At 53.0% G+C, this 16,793-nt stretch carries 12 protein-coding genes; 8 read left to right on the top strand and 4 right to left on the bottom strand.

The genetic code is table 11. The annotated features are described in order from the left end of the window. The 3 genes from DG177_RS13435 to DG177_RS13425 are packed head-to-tail and all read left to right on the top strand — an operon-like array spanning position 1 to position 3,366. Positions 1 to 2,244 carry a molybdopterin cofactor-binding domain-containing protein gene (locus DG177_RS13435; RefSeq protein ID WP_108811942.1) on the top strand — a complete coding sequence of 748 codons (2,244 nt, stop codon included), beginning with the start codon at positions 1 to 3 and terminating at the stop codon, positions 2,242 to 2,244. 34 nt (positions 2,245 to 2,278) lie between these two features. Then, positions 2,279 to 2,761: a c-type cytochrome gene (locus DG177_RS13430; protein WP_108811941.1), complete on the top strand. Its 483-nt coding sequence runs from the start codon at positions 2,279 to 2,281 to the stop codon at positions 2,759 to 2,761. Beyond that, positions 2,758 to 3,366: an NTP transferase domain-containing protein gene (locus tag DG177_RS13425; RefSeq protein WP_108811940.1), complete on the top strand. Its 609-nt coding sequence runs from the start codon at positions 2,758 to 2,760 to the stop codon at positions 3,364 to 3,366. Before DG177_RS13430 ends, DG177_RS13425 begins: the two co-directional genes overlap by 4 nt. Here the strand turns inward: DG177_RS13425 and DG177_RS13420 are convergent. Further along, complete coding sequence (locus DG177_RS13420) at positions 3,363 to 4,151, bottom strand: hypothetical protein (RefSeq protein ID WP_337658835.1); 789 nt, start codon at positions 4,149 to 4,151, stop codon at positions 3,363 to 3,365. The genes DG177_RS13425 and DG177_RS13420 overlap by 4 nt on opposite strands. Beyond that, positions 4,148 to 4,789 carry a queuosine precursor transporter gene (locus tag DG177_RS13415; RefSeq protein ID WP_108811938.1) on the bottom strand — a complete coding sequence of 214 codons (642 nt, stop codon included), beginning with the start codon at positions 4,787 to 4,789 and terminating at the stop codon, positions 4,148 to 4,150. Before DG177_RS13415 ends, DG177_RS13420 begins: the two co-directional genes overlap by 4 nt. A 163-nt stretch (positions 4,790 to 4,952) precedes the next feature. Here DG177_RS13415 and DG177_RS13410 point away from each other — a divergent pair, with 163 nt between their 5' ends. The 5 genes from DG177_RS13410 to DG177_RS13390 all read left to right on the top strand — a co-directional run bounded on the left by DG177_RS13410 (position 4,953) and on the right by DG177_RS13390 (position 12,037). After that, positions 4,953 to 5,522, top strand: coding sequence for a TIGR00730 family Rossman fold protein (locus DG177_RS13410; protein WP_108811937.1), 570 nt, complete (start codon positions 4,953 to 4,955; stop codon positions 5,520 to 5,522). A gap of 22 nt (positions 5,523 to 5,544) precedes the next feature. Then, a complete protein-coding gene (locus tag DG177_RS13405) occupies positions 5,545 to 6,780 on the top strand; it encodes a NupC/NupG family nucleoside CNT transporter (RefSeq protein ID WP_443216421.1) in 1,236 nt (411 codons plus the stop codon). Between the two features lie 43 nt (positions 6,781 to 6,823). Next, positions 6,824 to 7,768 (top strand): 2-oxoglutarate and iron-dependent oxygenase domain-containing protein, encoded by a 945-nt coding sequence (locus DG177_RS13400; RefSeq protein WP_108811936.1) that lies wholly within the window; start codon positions 6,824 to 6,826, stop codon positions 7,766 to 7,768. Continuing rightward, positions 7,765 to 8,385: a uridine kinase gene (gene udk / locus DG177_RS13395; protein ID WP_108811935.1), complete on the top strand. Its 621-nt coding sequence runs from the start codon at positions 7,765 to 7,767 to the stop codon at positions 8,383 to 8,385. The genes DG177_RS13400 and udk overlap by 4 nt, the downstream gene beginning before the upstream one ends. A gap of 232 nt (positions 8,386 to 8,617) precedes the next feature. Beyond that, positions 8,618 to 12,037, top strand: a complete 3,420-nt coding sequence (locus DG177_RS13390; protein ID WP_108811934.1) for a carboxypeptidase regulatory-like domain-containing protein — start codon at positions 8,618 to 8,620, stop codon at positions 12,035 to 12,037. Positions 12,038 to 12,132: 95 nt separating this feature from the next. Here the strand turns inward: DG177_RS13390 and DG177_RS13385 are convergent, their stop codons facing one another. Both DG177_RS13385 and DG177_RS13380 read right to left on the bottom strand, forming a co-directional pair. Further along, positions 12,133 to 15,723 (bottom strand): M1 family aminopeptidase, encoded by a 3,591-nt coding sequence (locus DG177_RS13385; protein WP_108811933.1) that lies wholly within the window; start codon positions 15,721 to 15,723, stop codon positions 12,133 to 12,135. Between the two features lie 14 nt (positions 15,724 to 15,737). After that, entirely contained in the window at positions 15,738 to 16,637 is a 900-nt protein-coding gene (locus tag DG177_RS13380) for an ATP-binding cassette domain-containing protein (protein WP_108811932.1), read from the bottom strand. Positions 16,638 to 16,793: the final 156 nt, after the last annotated feature.

Genomic DNA, 16,793 nt, shown 5'->3' with positions numbered 1-16,793 from the left:
ATGGCGGACAAACAGGTTTCTGAAACAGCGCCCAAAAAGGGCAAATGGACACGCCGTGCCTTCATTGGCGCCGGTGTGGTTGCAGGCGGCGCACTGGTTGTCGGCGTTGCGGTTCGCCCAGACAATCCGGTTGACCGGCTTAGCCCAATGGTCGCCAAGGGCAAGGGCGAGCAATTGATCAATGCCTGGGTTAAAATTGATGCCGACAATATTGTCACGGCTATCATTCCCCATGTCGAAATGGGTCAGGGGATTTTCACCTCGTTGGCGCAGATGCTCGCCGACGAGCTCGATGCGGACTGGAGCAAGGTCCGGATTCTGGAGGCGCCGGCAGACGCAAAATATGTCTCCCATGATATTGGCCGCGAATTTCTTGCCCCCAATCTCGAAGTCCCGGCCATATTGGAGCCAACGGTTGGCGGAACCTTTTTGCAACTTGCAACGGCAATGAACTTGCAGATTACCGGTGGCAGTTTCTCGGTTCGCGGAACCGGTCAGCGTGCCATGCGGGTGGCCGGAGCGGCTGCGAAAGAAATGCTAATCGCTGCAGCGGCGGAAGAATGGAATGTTCCGGCCGGTGAATTGCGTGCGGAAAACAGCATGATCCTGCACGACAAGAGCAGTAAATCGGCCCCGTTTGCAGATTTTGCTGCAGCTGCGGCGGACCAAGGCCTTCCGAACAAGCCTAAGCTGAAATCGCCGAAAGATTATAAGCTGATGGGCAAGGCGATGGCGCGTCATGATATTCCCGAGAAATCCAATGGCGCCGCGCTATTTGGCATTGATGCGGATTTGCCGGGCATGAAATACGCTGCGGTTCGCGCCGCGCCCGTCGTCGGCGCTACGGTCGAATCCATGAATGTCGAGTCTGCCAAAGCAATGCCCGGGGTCCTGCAAATCCTGAACATGGGTGATTTTATCGCTGTGGTTGCTGATGGATATTGGCAGGCCCAGCAGGCACTCGGTACGATCGACGCTAAATATTCAAAAACTGAAGGCGACAAGCTCAATCAGGATGCCCTATTTGCACGCTATGCGTCAGTGCTGGACGAGGCCGGCGATGATGGCGGCGATGTCGAGACCGAGCAAGGCGACGTCACCGAGGCTTTTGCCAATGCGGCAACCAAGGTCGAAGCGGAATATAAGGTCCCCTTCCTCGCTCATGCCACGATGGAACCAATGAACTGTACCGCCTGGGTACGGGATGGAAAATGCGATGTTTGGTCAGGTCACCAGGCTCCACTTATGGCCCGTAAAGCGGCAGCGGAAACACTTGGCATTGATACGGATGCCGTGACATATCACAACGCCTATCTCGGCGGCGGCTTCGGACGGCGATCCGAAAGTGATGTGATTATCATGGCGACCCGTATTGCAAAGGCGGTACCCTATCCGGTGAAGATGATCTGGTCGCGTGAAGAGGACACCATGCAGGATCATTATCGCCCATCGGCCACCAGCCGGTTCCAGGCCGGACTCGACAAGGACGGCAAGGCGGTAAGCTGGAGCAATATCCATACGCATCTGTTCGACCCGCAAGAAGCACCCACCGTGCCTTATTACAATATTGCCAATCACAAGATTCGCAAAATTGATGTTCCGACCCATTTGCGCTTCGGTCCGTGGCGGTCTGTCGATCATAGCCAGCATGGCTATTTCATTGAAAGCTTCGTTGACGAATTGGCTCATGCTGCCGGCAAGGATGGCTATGCCTATCGCCGCGAATTACTCGCTGGATCGGCGCGCCATCTGGCGGTTCTCGACAAGGCGGCCGAGATGTCGGGTTGGGACACACCAATGCCTGAAGGCCACGGCAGGGGTATTGCCTTTGTGCCTTCATTCGGGACCATTGTTGCGGAAGTGGCGGAAGTTGACATGACCGGCGCAAAACCGAAGGTGAAGAAAATCTACGTGGCGGCCGACCCCGGCTTTGCGGTCAATCCTGATGGCTTTGCTGCGCAGATGGAAAGCAGCATTGCTTACGGTCTCACCGCCACGCTCTACGGTGAAATCTCGGTCAAGGATGGCGCTGTCCAGCAGAGTAATTTCCATGACTATCCAATTTTGCGCATCAACGAGATGCCGGAAGTGGAAGTGGGGATTATCAATGGCGATCACAAGCGTTTGGGCGGTGCCGGTGAACCGGGATTGCCTCCTTTGGCACCAGCCGTTACCAATGCGATATTCGCAGCCACTGGCAAACGCGTCCGCGAACTGCCATTAAGCAAAGTGAACTTCGTCTAAAGCCATTCGTGCTGACATTTATAAGGATAGATTGATGAAAGCAGTGTTTCGCGCATCCGCTCCCGTTCTGGCCATCGCATTGGCGGCATGTGGATCGGACCCCGCACCAGAGCCTACCGAACAGATTGTCGTTCGCGAAGCCGGTACCGACAGTGATAGTAGTGCGGATGGCGCTGCCCCGGAACCGGCGGACGAAGCCACGGATGGTCTGATCGCCGCGGGCAAATCTGCGTTCAACACATGCATTGCCTGTCATGTGATCGAAGATGGTGGTGCGAACCGCATCGGCCCTAATCTTCATGGCATTATCGGGCAGGCTGCTGCCAGCGTCGATGGATTCAAATATTCTGATGCCATGGCCTCTTCCGGTATTACCTGGACCAAAGAAGAACTGGACAGCTATCTTTCCAACCCGGCCGCTAAAGTACCAGGCACCACCATGATGGCGGGCGCTATTAGCGATGCGGGAAGACGCGAAGCGATCATCGCCTATATTGAAGACGCTTCCGCCAATTGAGCAAAGCCGCCGGTAATGGAATCATGCTGGCTCTGCTTGCGGCAGGCCAGTCCCGGCGTTTTGGAGATAATGACAAGCTGACCGCCCTATTACGGGGCAAGATGTTGGGACTGCATGCTGCGGCGACATTGGCTAGGCCGCCTTTTGATCACCGGATCGTCATTGCGTCCGATGAAAATCATCCCTGTGCAGCCGACTGGTCCATTCTCGGCTATGATATCATTATCAATGAACGGGCTGATCAGGGACAAGCGACATCGGTGCAATGCGCTGTCGAACATGCCTTGGCATCCGGCGTCACCGCGCTCTGCCTGTGCCTGGCCGACATGCCCTATATAACCGGCCGCCATATCGAAACGCTTTTGCAAAGCTTTGAAGTTGTTGATCGCAACCAGATTGTTGCTTCAAGCTACGATGGCAATGCCATGCCACCTGCCATTTTTCCAGCAGATCAATTTGGAGCCATACAACAGTTGCAGGGCGATCAGGGGGCTCGAAAGCTTCTGAGAACCGCCCATCTTGTTCCAGCAGAGAAGGATATTTTGCTGGATATCGATACAGCCGAAATGCTGGAGATTGAAAACCGCAAAGGCCCGGAAACTTAATCCTCAAACAAGGCTGCTGCACTGACAAGCTGAATATCATCACGCTTCTGCAACTGTTCCAGAAACCAATATTTGTGCCAGGCGCCATAGAGGATGAGAATCCGCTTTTTCTGCCCCTTCAACTCATCCAGCGCAGCCGCAATTTTCATAAAATGGGCTGCATTGATATTTTTCCAGCCACCCGGTCCCAGATCTTTGCCGAACAGCTCTTCATAAGTTTCCTGCCGCAATTTCACCGCTTGATCATAAGCCTCACTATGAATGAACAACGGATCATCGGAACGCCCGCTCACCGTCCGGCTATAGGCTCGGTTGGCCGCCTGATGCGCGGACCAGTCGCTGGTGCGCGCAGCATCTTTCTGCAATCGCGCTAACGCAGCGCGCCGATCATCGGCAATTTTCTGTGTCCAGGCCGCCACCGGAATCATCTGAAAGCCCATCTCTTTTCGCATTGGAAAAACGACATCGATCAGTTCAGGAAAGTCATCAGCGCGGCTTTCCCTGACTTCACCAAATTTCTCGTAATTTGCGGATGCCTTGGCAAAGCGCTCAGGTGGGAGTTCGACCATGATGATATCGGGATCAAATTTGTCGATGGCTGCCTGTAAGACGGCCAGGGAATAAGCTTCGCTGCGGCGATGCTGGCCATGGATCGCTCCAACTATCGTGACAATATTGCTATCCGGGGACGGCGCGGATTGTTCCGCGGGTGCTGAGCAGGCTGCAATGACAGCCAGGCATCCGAATAGTGGCCATGTGAACAAGGAGAACCTAAAAAGCTTCACTCCGCGTCAAGTCGTTTGGCCATCCTTACGATGCCATAGATCAGCGGCGGTACGAATACCGCCGACAAAATTACCTTGGCAAGCAATTGCCCCGGCATGATTTTCAAAAGCGGCGCAACACCGTAAAAGGCGACCGTAATAAATATCACCGTATCGACGGCCTGGCTCACAACGCCAGCAATCATGCTGCGAAGCCACAGCAGCTTACCGCTCTCCCCTTTCAGTCGGGTAATGATGAAGACATTGAGCAGCTGGGATGTGCCATAAGCGATGATCCCGGCAAACATCAGCCGGGTCGACTGGTTCAATATGATGTCAAAGGCGACGCGCTTTTCTTCTTCCCAAAAGGAAGCAGGCGGCAAGGCCAGGACCAGCTGGATCAGAATCATCGACATGATGATCGGAACGAATCCAAAAACAACTATTCGGTTTGCCGTGGCCCGCCCATAAACTTCGGCCACCGCTCCTGCCAGCACCACCAACAGGATGAAAGCGAATATGCCCGCTTCCACCGCCAATGGCCCCAGCGCCACCAGTTTATTACCCAAAATTCCCGCCAGACTGGCCATTCCGCCATAAAGAACGCAAATGATAAAGAGCCCGCGGGGGATGTGTTTTGTTTCTGAAATCGCTGTCATCTTCATTGCCTAGCGCGGTCGCGACGGAAAAAAAAGCACCAAAAACAAACAGGAAAAAAGGAATCGTGACTCTCCGCGATTTTCCTCTAGGGAGGAATCAATAGAGTTCTGGTTTAGCTAGCCAGACGCATCTGGGGGCAAAGTTCGGTCCAAAGGGGAATTTGTGCAAAGACTAGCGGTTTATTGTGGCGCGAGCGCTGGGGGGGACCCTGTTTTCGCCGAGACAGCAAAAATATTAGGCCAGACCATGGCTCAGCGTAACATCGATCTGGTCTTTGGCGGCGGTCGCCTGGGCCTGATGGGTATTATTGCCGATGCCGTGCTTGATGGCGGCGGGAAAGTCTACGGCGTCATACCTGAAATGCTGAAAGATCATGAGGTCGCCCATACCGGTCTGACTGAACTGCATGTCGTTACCTCCATGCATGAGCGCAAGGCAAAAATGACAGAGCTGACCGATGGATTTGTTGCCATACCCGGCGGTATCGGGACGTTGGACGAACTGTTTGAAGCATGGACCTGGAAAGCGCTCGGCTACCACGGCAAGCCGATTGGGTTGCTCAATGTCGATGGCTATTGGGATTCGCTCACCGCTTTTCTGGACAATGTCGCGGGGCACGGCTTCATGTCAGAAGCCCGCCGAAAACAGCTTATCCTGAGCGAAGACATTGGCGACATTTTGGACCAGCTGACATCTGAATTTACCGGATCCGAGGGGGAAGTGACATGGTAGTAAAAGTCGGGACACTGCGGCTATGATCTCTATTCTGACAAGCATCGCTGGCATGGCGGTTATATTGCTGCTCGCCTTCACCCTTTCAACCGGACGAAAGAATATCCGCCTTCGGGTCGTAGCTGCGGCCTTCGCCCTGCAGGCCAGTATCGCAATATTGGTACTCTATGTGCCCTGGGGGAAACGGGTTATCAGCGCCATGTCGACTGGTGTATCGCAATTGCTAAGCTACTCGAGCGAGGGAACGAAGTTCATTTTCGGTCCGCTGGCCGATGCCGATCTTGGCGGCGCCAGCTTTGCCATCTCTGCGCTACCGGTCATTATCTTCTTCTCCGCGCTTATTTCCATCCTCTATTATCTTGGGGTGATGCAATTCATCATCAAATGGGTGGGCGGCGGAATTCAGAAAGTCACCGGGATATCCAAAGTCGAATCCCTGTGCGCCGCTGCGAACATATTTGTCGGTCAGTCAGAATCCCCACTGGTCATCCGCCCCTATCTTGCAAAACTTACTGAGTCCCAGCTGTTTACAGTGATGAGCGTCGGCATGGCCGGCGTCGCGGGAACGATATTGGCTGCCTATGCGTCCATGGGTATCAAAATCGACTATCTTCTGGCGGCGGCGTTCATGTCGGCGCCCGGCGGCATCTTGATGGCCAAGATTATCATGCCCGACGATCCCGATTCCGAAGCACCGGAAGAGCTAGTGGCTGCCGTGGACTATGAAGAAGAAAAGCCGGCCAATATCATAATGGCGGCGTCAATGGGCGCTCAGACCGGCGTCAAAATTGCTGTTGCGGTCGGCGCCATGGTTTTAGCCTTTGTCGCGCTGGTGGCGCTTGCCAACGGTATATTGGGCGGGATCGGTGGTTGGTTTGGCCAACCTGAACTCAGCTTCCAGCAGATTATCGGTTATATCTTCGCGCCGATCATGTTCCTGCTCGGTGTACCGTGGGATGAAGCCTTGGCTGCCGGCGGCTTGTTCGGCACCAAAGTTGTTATCAATGAGTTTGTCGCCTTTAGCGATCTGGGTGGCATGAGCGGAGAGCTCTCTCCGCTTACGGTAGCGATCGTGACCTTTGCCTTGTGCGGATTTGCCAATTTCCTGTCGATCGCCATTCAGTTGGCCGTCACAGGCGGCCTAGCGCCCAACCAGCGTCCGGTCATTGCACGGCTTGGCATCAGGGCGCTGGCGGCTGGATCGCTGGCCAATCTGATGAGCGCAGCCCTGGCTGGCCTATTGTTAAGCCTCGGTTGACCCGATAGATTGACAAAACGGATAAGCAGAGCATCATAGAGTCATGTCAGACACCAACGATACCCTATCATCAATCTCTCTGGCCTTGGCCGATCAGGACAAGGATGCATTTGCGGCCAGCATTGGTCGATCCTTTTCCGACTGGGGCTTTGCCATTGTTGCGGATCACGGGATATCGGATGATCTGATCGACAAGGCAGAAAAAATGTCACGGACCTTTTTTGCGCTTCCCGATGATGTGAAACGAAAATATCATGTTCCTGGCGGCGGCGGCGCCCGAGGTTACACGCCCTTTGGCACGGAGGCCGCGAAGGATTCCGACATACATGACCTGAAGGAATTCTGGCATATCGGTCGACAACTGCCCGGCGGTCATGCGTTTGAACCTTTTATGAGTACAAATATCTGGCCCGAAGAAGTGGACGGCTTTCGTGATTGTTATCTGGATCTTTTCGCCGCCTTTGACCGGGCCGGTCAACGGATCCTGGAGGGCATTGCCCGCTTTCTGAACATGGACCCCGATTTTTTTGATGACACGGTCCGCGATGGCAACAGTATATTACGCCTGATCCACTATCCGCCTGTTCCGGCAGATTCGCCTGCGGTCCGCGCTGCGGCTCATGAAGATATCAACACCATCACGCTGTTGATCGGGGCGGAAGAGGCGGGACTGGAGTTGCTCGACAAGCAGGGCAATTGGCGTGCCGTGACACCGAAGCCGGGGGAGCTGGCAGTCAATATCGGTGACATGCTGCAGCGGCTGACCAACAACCGGTTGCCATCGACGACCCACAGGGTGGTCAATCCCGCACCGGAACGGCGCGGACATTCACGCTATTCAATGCCATTCTTCCTGCATTTCCGGCCAGACTATCTGATCGAGACGTTGCCAGAATGTGTTGATGAAGATCATCCCGATCTCTATCCGGAACCGATCACAGCACATGACTATTTGATGGAACGCCTGCGCGAAATCGGCTTGGCATGACTCCAAAAATAGTGGGCATTAGCGGCGGCAGCTGTTCGGGCAAATCGACGCTCGCTGCTCATGTATTCGGAACACTCGGTCCCGAACGATGTGTGATCTTGCCACAGGACGATTACTTCTTTGGCTATGGCGAAGCACCTGAAGGAAAAGGCGGGCCCAATTTCGATCACCCCGATGCGGTCGATTTTGACAAAATGTGCGTCCAGTTGGCAATGCTCAAACAGGGCCAGCCCATCCATCGCCCCCTTTATGATTTTCCCACTCATATGCCAAAGGCCGAAACAGCGCTGACAGAGCCAAGACCTCTCATCTTGGTCGACGGCATATTGATCCTGCATCATGCGCCCTTGCGGCAGCTATTTGATTTGTCCGTCTTCGTCCGTTGCGAAAGTAGTACCCGTTTTGAAAGGCGTCTGGAACGCGATGTCAGGGAAAGAGGACGTACCGCCGACTCGGTCCGGGAAGTCTTTGCCAATCAGGTCGACCCCATGCATGATAAGTATGTCGAACCTTCACAGGCCCATGCAGATATAGTGATATATTCACAACAGTCAGAAAATTCGATTTCTGACGATTTTACAATGGTCACAGAAGCAATAAACAATATAATTCAATAAGATAGAACTCCACAAATTTGCGATCATCCGGATATCAGGGCGAAATTCCAAGCCCTTGATAAATTGTGGATAAAAACTAATTGCTGCAATGCAAAATAAAGTGGTTGCGGTTGAGACAAAACTGTCATTTTAGCCTCCTAAGAGCAATTCGTGCGGATGGTTGGGATCGCAGAGGGCGCTGTTCCAATCATGAGTTGTCAAAAATTCGAAGACCACCATGGGGAATGTGATCATGAAAATTAAATATCTCTTGGCTGCCAGTGTTGTCAGTCTTTCCACTGCAGGCTTGATGGCCACGCCAGCTTCGGCGCAACAAATTACATCTGGTATCGAAGGCCAGGTCAGAGATGATGCCGGTAACGCAATCAGCGGCGCTTCGGTTACGATTACCGATACGCGTACCGGCCAGTCCCGGACGGTTACCACTTCCGGCAACGGCCAGTTTCGTTCGGCATCTTTGGTACCAGGCGGACCATATACAATTACAGCTACGGCACCTGATTTTGAAGGCCAGACCGTAGAAGACGTGTTTATCAACCTTCAAGGTGACACCGAATTCACTTTTGAACTGGCTGCAGGCGGTTCCGACCAAGTGATCGTCGTGACGGGCACACGCGCTAACGTTACGCAGCTTGCTGTTGGCCCCGGTCAGTCCTTTGGTGTGGATACGCTGGAAGCGTTCCCGAGCATCTCTCGCGACGTTCGCGATATCATTCGTATTGACCCACGCGTCAGCCTTGACCGCGCCAATGAAGTCGATCGTATCAGCTGCTTGGGCGGCAATGATCGCTCTAACACATTCACTGTCGATGGTATCGTTCAAGCTGATACCTTTGGCTTGAACGGCACACCTTTCGCAGCGCGTAATGCCTTGCCACTGCCATTTGATGCCATTCGTGAAACCTCGGTTGAATTTGCGCCATTTGATGTTGAATATTCCGACTTTACCGGCTGTGCCGTTAACGTGGTCACCAAATCGGGCCAAAATCAATTCCACGGCAGCGCTTTCTTCACCTTCCGTGACGAAGGTCTCCGCGGCGACACAGCTGGCGGCGAATCATTCGTTCCAGCGGCGTTCCAGGAGAAACGTTGGGGTGCGACCCTTTCTGGTCCAATCATTCCGGATCGTCTGTTCTTCTTCGCAGGCTATGAAGAAACCGATCTTGGCGATTCTAACGACTTCGGCCCGACCGGTTCTGGATTTCCCAATGAAGCAGATTTCGTAACCCAAGGTCAGTTTGACCAGTTCGCCCAGATTGCGCAGAGCGTTTATGGCATTGATGTTGGAGGCTATCCTCGTGCGCTGCCAGAATCCAGCGTTCGCTATTTCGGTCGTCTGGATGCTTATATTACCCAAGACCACCGTCTGGAAGCGACCTATCAGCGTCTCGAAGAAACCAATGTCGAAACCGATTTTGGTGGACAGGAACTTACGGGTCTTAACAGTTTTGAAGATGAAGGCACGATCTCAGACTATTATTCTCTCCGTCTCTTTTCGGACTGGACAGATAATATTTCAACGGAACTGCGTCTTTCCCGTTCCGAAGTTGGTGATGTTCAGGGCCCTGTTGGCGGCGGTGAAGCACAATCGGATAACCCGATTGTACGTCTTTCAGTTGGCGTAACGCCAGTTGCCGGACAGACCACTGAAAATGGCCGCCTCTCAACTGGCCCGGGCATTTTCCGTTCCGCAAACCAGCTGGATCAAACAGTCGATCAGTATAAATTCCAAATGAATATTGATGCCGGCGATCACCGCTTCAAGCTGGGCGCAGAGCTTAACGATCTGGAAGTATTCAACTTGTTCGCAATCAATGCGACCGGGACGATCTTCTTCCGCAACCTGACTGACTTTCAGAATGGTGACGTAGCAAGCGGCGGGTTCTCGAGCGTCTTTGCAGGATCTGATGATCTGATCAGCGGCGCATTGGGTGGCGCAACCATTCGATCAACACCATCTGGTGATATCAACGAAGCGGCAGCCTTGTTCGGTCGGCAGATCTACTCTTTCTATGCTCAGGATGAGTGGCAAGCAACAGATCAGCTTAATGTGACAGCCGGTATCCGGGTGCAGCTATATGATGGCGACGCACCACGTGCCAATCCATCCTTCCTTCAGCGCTTTGGTATTACAAATGCCAGCCCGTTCAGCAGCATCGATACTGTCATCTTGCCACGTCTGGCAGCGACATATGACTTGGACAATGACGGGTTCTTCCGGAACACCTCGATCACCGGCGGCATTGGTTGGTTCTCTGGCGGCGACCCGGTTGTTTTCTTCTCCAACGCTTTCTCGAACAACGGTTTCTCTTCGGTGGATGGCAATACATTCAGCGGTGAATGTGCTGGCCTGGTAAACCCGGATGGCAGCTTCAATGTTCTCGACGGTGCTGGCCAGTTCACCGGCTTCCCGCAGTGCGCAGTACAGGCTGCTTCAAATCGAGCAGCAGCAGGCGGCGGTGATGTGCAGTCGACCAGTCCTGACCTGGATGTTCCAACGGTGTTTCGTGCTAACTTGGGTCTATCGACACAGTTCGGCACCGATGGCGGCTTTTTCTCAGACTGGAACCTGAACCTCGATTATATTTACTCTCGGTTCAATGATCCGCTGAACTTTGTCGATCTGGTGCAGGTGGTCAATCCAAATGTCGGACTGAACGGCTTTACCGTCGATGGCCGACCAATTTACGATGCGATTGATCCGCTCAACGCTGGTTGTAATGCGCAATTGCAAAATGGTGGAGGCACTCCTCCAACATATACCGGCATTGTTCCAGGCGACACCTGCTTCAATACCGGCCTGGATGACTTCATCCAGCTGACCAACGGTCGTTCCTATGACAGCCACGTTTTCTCTGTGGCCCTGTCCAAGCGCTTTAATGAAGGCATCTTCACGGATGGTGGCAGCGTTTCGATCAACATGGGTTATGCGTTTACGGAATCAAACAACTTCCGCAACGTCGGCAGCTCGACCGCAACATCAAACTTTGATGTGACGGCTGCTTTCGACCGTCAGAATCCTGCAACCTCGACGTCTAACTTCCAGACACGGCACAACTTCACGTTTGCCACGACGTTTGAAGAGCAGTTCATTGACGACTTCGATACGCAGCTGGCGATGTTCTTCACAGCACGGTCCGGTCGGCCTTACAGCTTGACTTTTGATGGCGGCAGCGTCTTCAACGATCGCGCATCGGGTACGGACAACGCATTGCTATACATTCCATCAGGTGTAAGCGACGCGAATGTATCACCTTCGAGTGATCCGGCCGCTGTTCAGTCACTGATTGACTATGTGAATGGGACAAATTGTGGCTTCACAGCTGGTCAGTCCATCCGACGCAATACCTGTCGCAATGACTGGACCTTCGACATGGATATGCGCCTCAGCCAGGAGATCCCTGGTCCAGGACGACTGTTCGGTGTTGAAGACAAAATTGAGCTGTTTGCCGATTTTGACAATGTCCTCAACCTTATCGACGGTGAGTGGAACGAAGCCCGGAGCCGCGGCGATCTTGTTGACGTCGTTGATGGCGGAGTTGATGCACAGGGACGTTACATCATCACCGGCTTCAATCCGGATGACGACAATGACGTAACCGTGTCCAGCTCGGCATGGCGGATTCAGCTCGGCGTTCGCTACGAGTTCTGATGCAGATTCTTACAAGCCGATTTTGATCGGTCAGAAAAAACGGCGGTGCTGAAAAGCGCCGCCGTTTTTCTTTTGGTTATTGCGAGAAGAGCAGCTTAGCTGTCCGAAACCGCCACCACATTATCATCGCTGTTGCGGTCCACATATTTGTTATAAGGATCGACACCGACAAATTTCGGCTCTTTGGTAGAGATGATGCGGATCACCTGATCGCCGGATTTTATCCGCTTGCGCTCCATGCTGATCACGTCCTCTTTGCCAAACGCGCCAATTCCCGGACGGGCGGTGAACAGGCCCACATCAATATCATCCATCAAGACCGATGCTGTTTCCTTGCCCTTGCCGTCGGCATAATATTTGGAAGCCGCCACCTTCAGGGAGGTTTCATAGCGTCCGTTGGCCAGTTTTTTCACGGTCGCCTCTTCAGCCTTCAGATCATAAACAGTTATCCGTTCCAACAGATCACTGACCAGTTGCCGTTCGGCATCGTTGCGCGCCAGCGATTTGAAACCGTCGACCAGGTCGGTTGAGCTCGCATAAGGCTGGCTCTTGAAGCGATAACGGTCGAGCAGACCAGAGAGCATGACATTGACACGATCCTCTCCCAATCGGTCCTGCAACAGATACATGACCACAGCGCCTTTGCGGTAGTGGATATAGCCCTGATTCTCGACCCGGTTGAGCGGCAATTCTTCAATCGCCTCGCTACCCCGGGCGCTGAGATAGCGATCCAGTTCATATTTCAGGAATCGGCGAATCTTGTCCTCGCCATATATCTGCTTCATCACCATCAATGCCGAATATTGCGCCATGGTTTCCACGAGCAAGGTTCCACCTTGCTGATTGGCACTGATCAGCTGATGGGCCCAATATTGATGACCAAATTCATGCGCGGTCACGTAGGTGACATAGTCAATTTCATCCGGATCGCTGTTATCGGCAATAAATCCGATGCGTTCGGAGAAAGGGATGGTTCCGGCAAAGGCCTGTGCGAAGGTGGCATAACCGGGAAACTCGATAATCCGGGCATAATCAAACTGATAAGGCCCAAAATTCTCTTTGAAATAGGCCAGCGATTTATCCGTAGCGTCGAGCATCGTATCGACATTAAAGTCATGGGTGGGGTGATAATAGACCGCCATATCCACGCCATCTGCCGACCGTTCCTTCACTTCATATCTGGCTGACTGTATCGAGAAAAATCCCAATATCGGCTTTTCCGAAACAAATCGCGCGATGCGCCGCTCGCCCTTAACCTCGTCGGAAACTTTGCTGCCCGGCGCAATCGGTGTTTGATCCTTGCTGGTACTGACCGTGATATCCGACATCACCCAGTCGACATTCCCGACATAGTTTTGCTCTCGCGCAGAATCATCTTCCAACTTGGGTAGGCGCAGTTCGGATGGAAGATCATATTCACGGCGGGTTTGACGATCCGTGAGCAGGCCGTTGCGATTCATGCCCAGTTGCGGTGCAAATTCGGAATTGTTCAAGAAGGTTCCATTCTGAACCAGACGGGTATCATTGCCGCTGGCCCGAAAGCCCTTTTGCTTCCGTGACGATCGAAAGCTGATCGTCCTTTTCTCATCGACCAGCATCGGGCTGTCAAACCGGTAGATACGGTATTTCATCCGCTCGTCATCCATTTCGAGCTTCGCACCGGGAATATCGACAGTATCAATCTTTACATCTGGATCCTGAAAACGAACGTGCAGCACTTCCACCGGCGCACCGGTATCATTAATGATCTGCATCGTGCCACTGGCGACCATATTCTGGTCTTCTGGATAGATGGCGATGTCCAGCTTGATATCGGTGAAGGACGGTTGTTTCAGGCCTTCATATTTGAGATATTTCTTTTCATAGTCGGCAAGCTGCTTTTCCTGATCATCCTGCGTTACATAATCGTTCAGGACATTCATATTATAGAAGATATAGGCTCCGCTGGCCGTCGCGACCACAGCAGCGAGAGCCAGCACAGCACCAGCCGAGCTCAGCAATCGGCGCGGCAGCTGACGCAAACGCGGCATCAGGCTCACTTCTGTTCCACGGCGCCACAGGAAATGCGCGAGAACCGCCAATATCACCGCAACAGCTCCCCAATAGAGCCGTAGCCACCAACCAGCAGCACCATTGACCTCATTGCCATTCAGATCGGAAAATTGCGGAAAGGGAGTATCGCCATATTGATATAGCGGATGCTCAAAACCGATATTGTTGAGCGTCAGGGTTCCGACAAAATAGATAACCATGATGCCCCAGCCGACATATTTGTTCGGACTCAGGGCCTGCACAAACACCGCCAATATGGCCAGGATCACCATATCGATCGACAGGGGCAGCAAATACCAAAGGAAATATTGGTCAATCGCAATATCTGTAAAACCGCGCGACAGTTGGATCAAAATAGAAGCGACAACGGAAATCAACAAGGTCGCAAACAAAACCCCCGTAACCGCAATCGTTTTGGGTACCATGTAAGCCCAGTTGGGCAACGGCGTCGCATCGATAATCTCATGCATCTTGCGATCGCGATCCCGCCAGACGAGCTCTCCGGCATAATAGATAGCGATAATGATCGGTATGATCCCGAACGATCCCATCAGGGTCAACAGCAAGGTAGAGGTCAGTGGAAGCGCTGGTGTGCCATAGATTTCATTGCCAAAGGCAAGCGCCCCGCTGGCATTGAACAGACCGATAAGCAGCAGTACAATGAAGGCGGGACTTTTGAACACCTGGGTCATTTCAAAGCGGGTTCGTGATACCAGGCGGCTCCACGCTGCGCCCCGTTCACTTGTCTCGGGTAGAATATCAACAATCTGTGGGTCGACCGTCGCCAGCTTCGCTGCCTTTTTGGCTTGACGCTGGGCCTTGCGAACAGAAACACCGCGATCAGCGAAACTGAACCACCGATAAGCCAAGGCCAGGGCACTGATCGAGACGCCGATCCAGATCAACCGGTTCCAGACAAGCGCTCCTTCGATGGCCGGCAACAAACTGTTGGATTCCGATGCGGTCCAATAGCGAATGACATTGTTGAAAGCCGCGAACCCAAAGGGATCCGCATAGCCGGTAAACGCGCGCAGTTCCGGCATATTGTCGGTACTGATATTGAATATTATGTAGAGCACCAATAATACGACAACACCCAGATAGCTGTACATCATTGACCGGGTCAGGGTTGCCACCGCAAAGAATATGCAGGAGGTTAGGAATATCCCGGGCAGAGCCATCAGGAAATAGGCATAAGCATAATATTGCAGCTGGTTCGAGCCCAGAGTTTCCTGGTCGAGCCAAGGCATAAGAGACCCCAGCCAGATAGCGAATGGTACCGACAGAAACGCAATGCCGGCCGCCAGAAAAGCACCAGTAAAGCGGCCGAAGAGATAGTCGAATTTTTTCACCCGTGTCGAACGCACCATGGGCCCGAAACCGCTTTCGTCATCACGCACAATGACATTCGCGACAAAAGCGGTGGTCACAAACATGAAGAATAATGTGAGGATCAGATGGATCTGAACAATCGCAACCGGGCTATTGGCATTTACATTGCCACCGCTGCCGATTGAGATTCCATCGACCGTCATCGCACCGAAAGTAAGCAGGAAGAATAATATCGAAACCACCCAAAACACTGGGTTTCTGAACTGGTAGCGTAGCTCGAATGCAGCAATTTTTGCGAACATGTCCGTCTCCCCGCTCAGGCTGCTTGTGATGGATTGGCGGACTCGCGACGCGTCGCAGCGAGGGTGGAGAAATAGACGTCTTCTAACCCCCCATCTACGGCTTCAAACCCATTGCTGGGATTGTCCGGCGCCAATATGTGAATGATCGTCGAGCCGGCAAAAAGGCGGGTCGATATGACTTCATATTTTACTCGGTAATCATCGAGCTCTTCACGCCTGATGGTTTTGGACCAGATTGTCCCCTTGGTCTTGCCGATCAAATCCAGCGGCGCGCCTTCCAGCTGAATCCGGCCATTGGCGATAACCGCCATGTTCGGACAAAGATCGGCTACGTCCTCGACAATATGAGTCGACAGGATGATGACAACATTCTCCCCGATTTCCGCGAGCAAATTGAGGAAACGGTTGCGCTCCTCGGGATCCAGACCGGCCGTGGGCTCATCAACAATGATCAGTTCAGGATTACCAATAAGCGCCTGAGCGATCCCGAAGCGCTGGCGCATACCACCAGAAAAACCGGCAATGGCTTTTTTCCGGACATCCCATAAATTGGTCTGGTTCAGCAATGTTTCCACAGTCACCTTGCGGTCGGCCGCCGATGCGACGCCTTTCAGCACCGCCATATGATCGAGCATGTCATAGGCGGACACCCTGGGATAAACGCCAAAATCCTGAGGTAAATAGCCAAGCCGTTCTCTCAGGCTTTCCGGGTCCGCCAATATGTCAATATCACCAAAGCGGATTTCGCCCTGGGTCGGCGTCTGCAAGGTAGCCACAGTCCGCATCAAGGTCGACTTGCCCGCGCCATTAGGGCCGAGCAGACCAAACATGCCCTTCGGTATTGAAAGCGTCACATCCTCCAGCGCTCTGGTACCATTGGGATAGACATGGGTGACCTTGTTCAGTTGCAGCATCCGTATTCTCCATTCATTTTTACGTGTGGTATATTACTAATACACCCAGCGCAATAGAGAATTGACGAACAGCGATCGTGACGGCCGAAATGCTACGCGCCGACGGCTGTCGTGTTGTAACGCCATGTTATGTGAATATTGCGATCACCCAACCAT

The organism is Sphingorhabdus sp. Alg231-15, assembly GCF_900149705.1.
Lineage (GTDB): Bacteria > Pseudomonadota > Alphaproteobacteria > Sphingomonadales > Sphingomonadaceae > Parasphingorhabdus.
The sequence above is the reverse complement of the archived record's forward strand: the minus strand, read 5'-3'. Positions and strand labels throughout refer to the sequence as shown.

Bases quoted from the DNA above. Each gene is read 5' to 3' on its own strand.
- DG177_RS13435 (WP_108811942.1), top strand. From the start codon at position 1: ATGGCGGACAAACAGGTTTCTGAAACAGCGCCCAAAAAGGGCAAATGG.
- udk (WP_108811935.1), top strand. From the start codon at position 7,765: ATGACTCCAAAAATAGTGGGCATTAGCGGCGGCAGCTGTTCGGGCAAA.
- DG177_RS13390 (WP_108811934.1), top strand. From the start codon at position 8,618: ATGAAAATTAAATATCTCTTGGCTGCCAGTGTTGTCAGTCTTTCCACT.
- DG177_RS13415 (WP_108811938.1), bottom strand. From the start codon at position 4,789: ATGACAGCGATTTCAGAAACAAAACACATCCCCCGCGGGCTCTTTATC.
- DG177_RS13430 (WP_108811941.1), top strand. From the start codon at position 2,279: ATGAAAGCAGTGTTTCGCGCATCCGCTCCCGTTCTGGCCATCGCATTG.
- DG177_RS13405 (WP_443216421.1), top strand. From the start codon at position 5,545: ATGATCTCTATTCTGACAAGCATCGCTGGCATGGCGGTTATATTGCTG.
- DG177_RS13385 (WP_108811933.1), bottom strand. From the start codon at position 15,723: ATGTTCGCAAAAATTGCTGCATTCGAGCTACGCTACCAGTTCAGAAAC.
- DG177_RS13400 (WP_108811936.1), top strand. From the start codon at position 6,824: ATGTCAGACACCAACGATACCCTATCATCAATCTCTCTGGCCTTGGCC.
- DG177_RS13380 (WP_108811932.1), bottom strand. From the start codon at position 16,637: ATGCTGCAACTGAACAAGGTCACCCATGTCTATCCCAATGGTACCAGA.